Annotated in this window: 4 protein-coding genes; 1 reads left to right on the forward strand and 3 read right to left on the reverse strand. The window is 60.7% G+C overall.

From position 1 onward, the window contains the following. On the reverse strand, positions 1 to 511 hold a 511-nt coding region (locus AC1DJT_RS35360), incomplete at its 3' end, for a phage integrase (RefSeq protein ID WP_476835925.1). A 477-nt stretch (positions 512 to 988) separates the two neighbouring features. Here AC1DJT_RS35360 and AC1DJT_RS35365 point away from each other — a divergent pair. Next, complete coding sequence (locus AC1DJT_RS35365) at positions 989 to 1201, forward strand: hypothetical protein (RefSeq protein ID WP_441491761.1); 213 nt, start codon at positions 989 to 991, stop codon at positions 1199 to 1201. A gap of 388 nt (positions 1202 to 1589) precedes the next feature. On the opposite strand, the gene AC1DJT_RS35370 is transcribed toward AC1DJT_RS35365, so the two are convergent. After that, positions 1590 to 2666, reverse strand: a complete 1077-nt coding sequence (locus AC1DJT_RS35370; protein ID WP_476835926.1) for an AI-2E family transporter — start codon at positions 2664 to 2666, stop codon at positions 1590 to 1592. After that, the coding region (locus AC1DJT_RS35375) for an LssY C-terminal domain-containing protein (RefSeq protein ID WP_476835927.1) at positions 2663 to 3341 on the reverse strand (679 nt) is incomplete at its 5' end. The genes AC1DJT_RS35375 and AC1DJT_RS35370, both read right to left, overlap by 4 nt.

Genomic DNA, 3341 nt, shown 5'->3' on the forward strand with positions numbered 1-3341 from the left:
GTCTCATGCCGGTATCCAGAAGTACGCGCCACAGGGCCAACATGTCCTGGCCATCGCCGCCTGCGAGCAAGGCCCGCTCCAACCGCTCTTGCTCACCATCGAGCAAGCGGCGATCACGCCCGGGACGACCTTTCGGCATAGCGCCTCGCCGGCGCGACGTCAGATCACGGACCGGGTTCTCGACGTCGTAACCCCAGTCCGTTCTCGCGTAGCTAAAAACGGCACTTAACGTATTGATTTCATTCTTTATTGTTGATGGCGCCTTCTTCGCGGCGACGCGCTCGTCGCGATAGGCTGCGACGTCCGATCGAGTGATGGTCCGCATCGGTCGAGAAGCCAGATCATGCTTCATCCACCGATCAAGCAGGGTCGTTTCCTGAGCCTCTCCCTTCTTCGTCGGCGTCACCTGAAGCTGGTAGCGCTCGAGAGTGTCCCGGAGCGGACGGTCCTCCCACCGCCCTGAAGATTTCCGCTCCTCCAGACGCGGGTCCGTCCAGGTCCCCAGCCGCATCGAAGACTCGGTTGAATCCGCCCACAACGAAGCTTCTGCTTTGGTACGGAATGTGGCCGCAATCGACCTCGCGGCCACCGGCCCTTTGAAGGATTCTGGAACCCGAGCCGTGGCCGTCCAACGTCCGCCCCGCTTCACCAAACTGGCCATTCACCGCCCGATCTGCAACATTAGCGCAACATGAGGCTATAGCATCCAAAAAAGGCCTGTAAATACGGTTAAAAACGGCGGTCTTGAAAACCGCCGTGGGTGCAAGCCCACCGTGGGTTCGAATCCCACCCCTTCCGCCACTTATGCTTGCCAGCTGTTCCTTGCTGTAACGCATAGCGAAATGCGCTCCCCCTTGCGGCTCTAATTTTCATCCCAATTCGCCCCAGCCATACATAGCGATGCAAAGATCGGAGCGTCGGTCGGTGGCTGCGAGTTGAGGAGCGTGCTACCGCMTCGTCAGCGAGGCAGGGGTGGGCGTCCATGGATTTGAAGGCATTCCAGATCGAAGTGACATCGGAGGGCGACAGCGCCCGCCAGGTCTTCTTCGTCGCAGCAGAATCAGGCGAGGCCGCCGTCGCACTATTGGCCAATCATTCGGCCTTGTTGCCCAACTTCAAACTGAAGCTGCAGCGCCGCCTGAGCGATGCGGAGATCGACATTCACCAGCTAGGGCCTGGGATGATCGTTCAATGGATGTGAGCAGGCTGGCTCCGCGACGTATCCCGCGTTGGCGGCGCGCTCGATTTCAGCCCAAACCTGTGGCCTGACCGTAAATCCGTTCCCGCTGCATGTGCGCATGCAGCGGCGTCTCCTGTCCGCCGTCGCAGTGCGGTCAAGATGTCGGGTTGCAGACGGCATTATTGACTGTCGCTGCGGATGCTGGCCATGGGCCTAAGCCGTCCAACGCCCGGCATCGTGTATGGCTGCGGCCTTCGCCCAGCACTGAAGCTCCGCTTCTTCGTCCAGGAACGCTTGAAGACGGCGCGGAAAATCGCGCCGCGCGATTGGTCCAAATGGGACAGGCCCGGTTCGCTGTCATCCTCGGCGACAGGCCACGCCGCTTATCGATCCTGTCCCGGGCTTCTCGTCATTCTGAGCCAGGCCTGTCTCGGGCCTGCTGCCCCGAGTTTGCCAGAGACCGCCGCCACGYGAAACGCAGGATCACGCCCAGCGATGCCGCAAGTGGTATCGCCAGCAGCACGCCGATGAAGCCGAACAGCCATCCAAAGGCGAACAGCGCGAACATCATCCAGACCGGGTTGAGGTTGACCCGACGGCCGATGAGGCGCGGTGACAGCACATAATCGGCAAGCATTTCTCCGACGATGAAGATGCCGCCCACGACAGCGACAGGCACCCAATTCGGCCAGAACTGGGCCAGGGCAACGCAGGCCGCCACGAAGAACCCCGTCGCCGCGCCGAAATAGGGAACAAAACTGATGAGACCGGCGGTGAGCCCGATCACAATGGCATGGTTGAGCCCGACCACTTTCAGGGCTGATGCATAAAGCACGGCCAGAACGAAGCAGATGACCACCTGGCCGCGCACGAAGCCAGCGATCGTATCGTGGATTTCGCGCGCCAGCGCCCGAGCATCGTCGCGATACGCCGGGGTAAACCAGCCATCGACCGCCGCCATCATGCGGTGCCAGTCGATGGCGAGATAGATGGCGATGATCGGCGTCACCACGAGCAGCGAGAGAAGGGAAACCAGGGCCAGCCCACTTGACCATAACGAGCGAAGGAAGCTGTCGAGCCAGCTGCTACCCATCGACTTGGCGAGATCGGCGGGGGATTGCTCGAGGTGGAGTTCGCCGCCCATGACATTGTGCAGCCAGGGGCCGCTCGCATCGCTCACGAGCGACTGGAGCCGCGTGAGGTAGCGGGGGAATTMCTCAACGAAAAATCGGAATTCGCCAATGATGGCCGGGAGCATCACCAGGAGAAAGGCAATGAAGCCCGCAACCAGCGGCAAGAAGACGGTCAGAGCTGCAAGGGAACGATTCATGCCGAACCGTTCCATTCTGTCGACCACCGGGACGAGCAGATAGGCCAGCAAAGCGCCGACCACAAACGGCAGCAGGATTTGGCGCAACAGCACCAGCGCAACCAAGGCGACCACTGAAACCGCAATCCAGAACTTGGCTGGTTGCGCGATCCTCATCGACGTTCTGCGCACATGCGGTTTCGAACTCGATTGCCGGCTTCGTTGCGCCCGCCCCAGGGGAAAGCGGCGAGAGCGCAGCGCTCCGTTMAGTTCACGATCAGGCTGGCGAAGGCGATCTCGCCATCGGTAATGTAGTGGTTGACCTTTCCGGTCTGCAAACGTGTACCGGATTGATGCAATACGACATCACCGATCATCTGCTTTGCCTTCAACTGGGCGACTATGTAGTTGCGCTCCGCATTCGTGTCGGAATCGGTCGCATGGGTCACCTGGAACGTCAGCCGGGTCAGAGATAGCCCAGTGTCCCGGGTACCAGCGCCGACCCATAACACAGGCCGGTCGGTCGCTGGCTTATCGGTATTCAACCAGAAGCTCGCTCCCGTCATATCGTCCTCGGAATGGGCGAGGCTCAGCGCCCAGAAGCGGATGTGATGGCGCTTGCGCGGGCTGTTGTCGATGGGCTCCTGGAAGCCGATGTCCTGCCTGCGTCCAAAGAGATAGAGGGTGCTGAAAGGAGCGGTCGGATAGGTCGAGTTCAGCAGAAACGCTCGTATCATTCGCCAGGAGCTGGCTATCCCCAAGCGATCGGCCGTCGACCAGCCCGCTACTGCAAACGCATCGCGCAGTTGTTGAAGAGTGCCGATGAGGACGAGGTTTACAGGGTCTCCGGGC

Source organism: Allobosea sp. 05T422_2 (assembly GCF_056396265.1).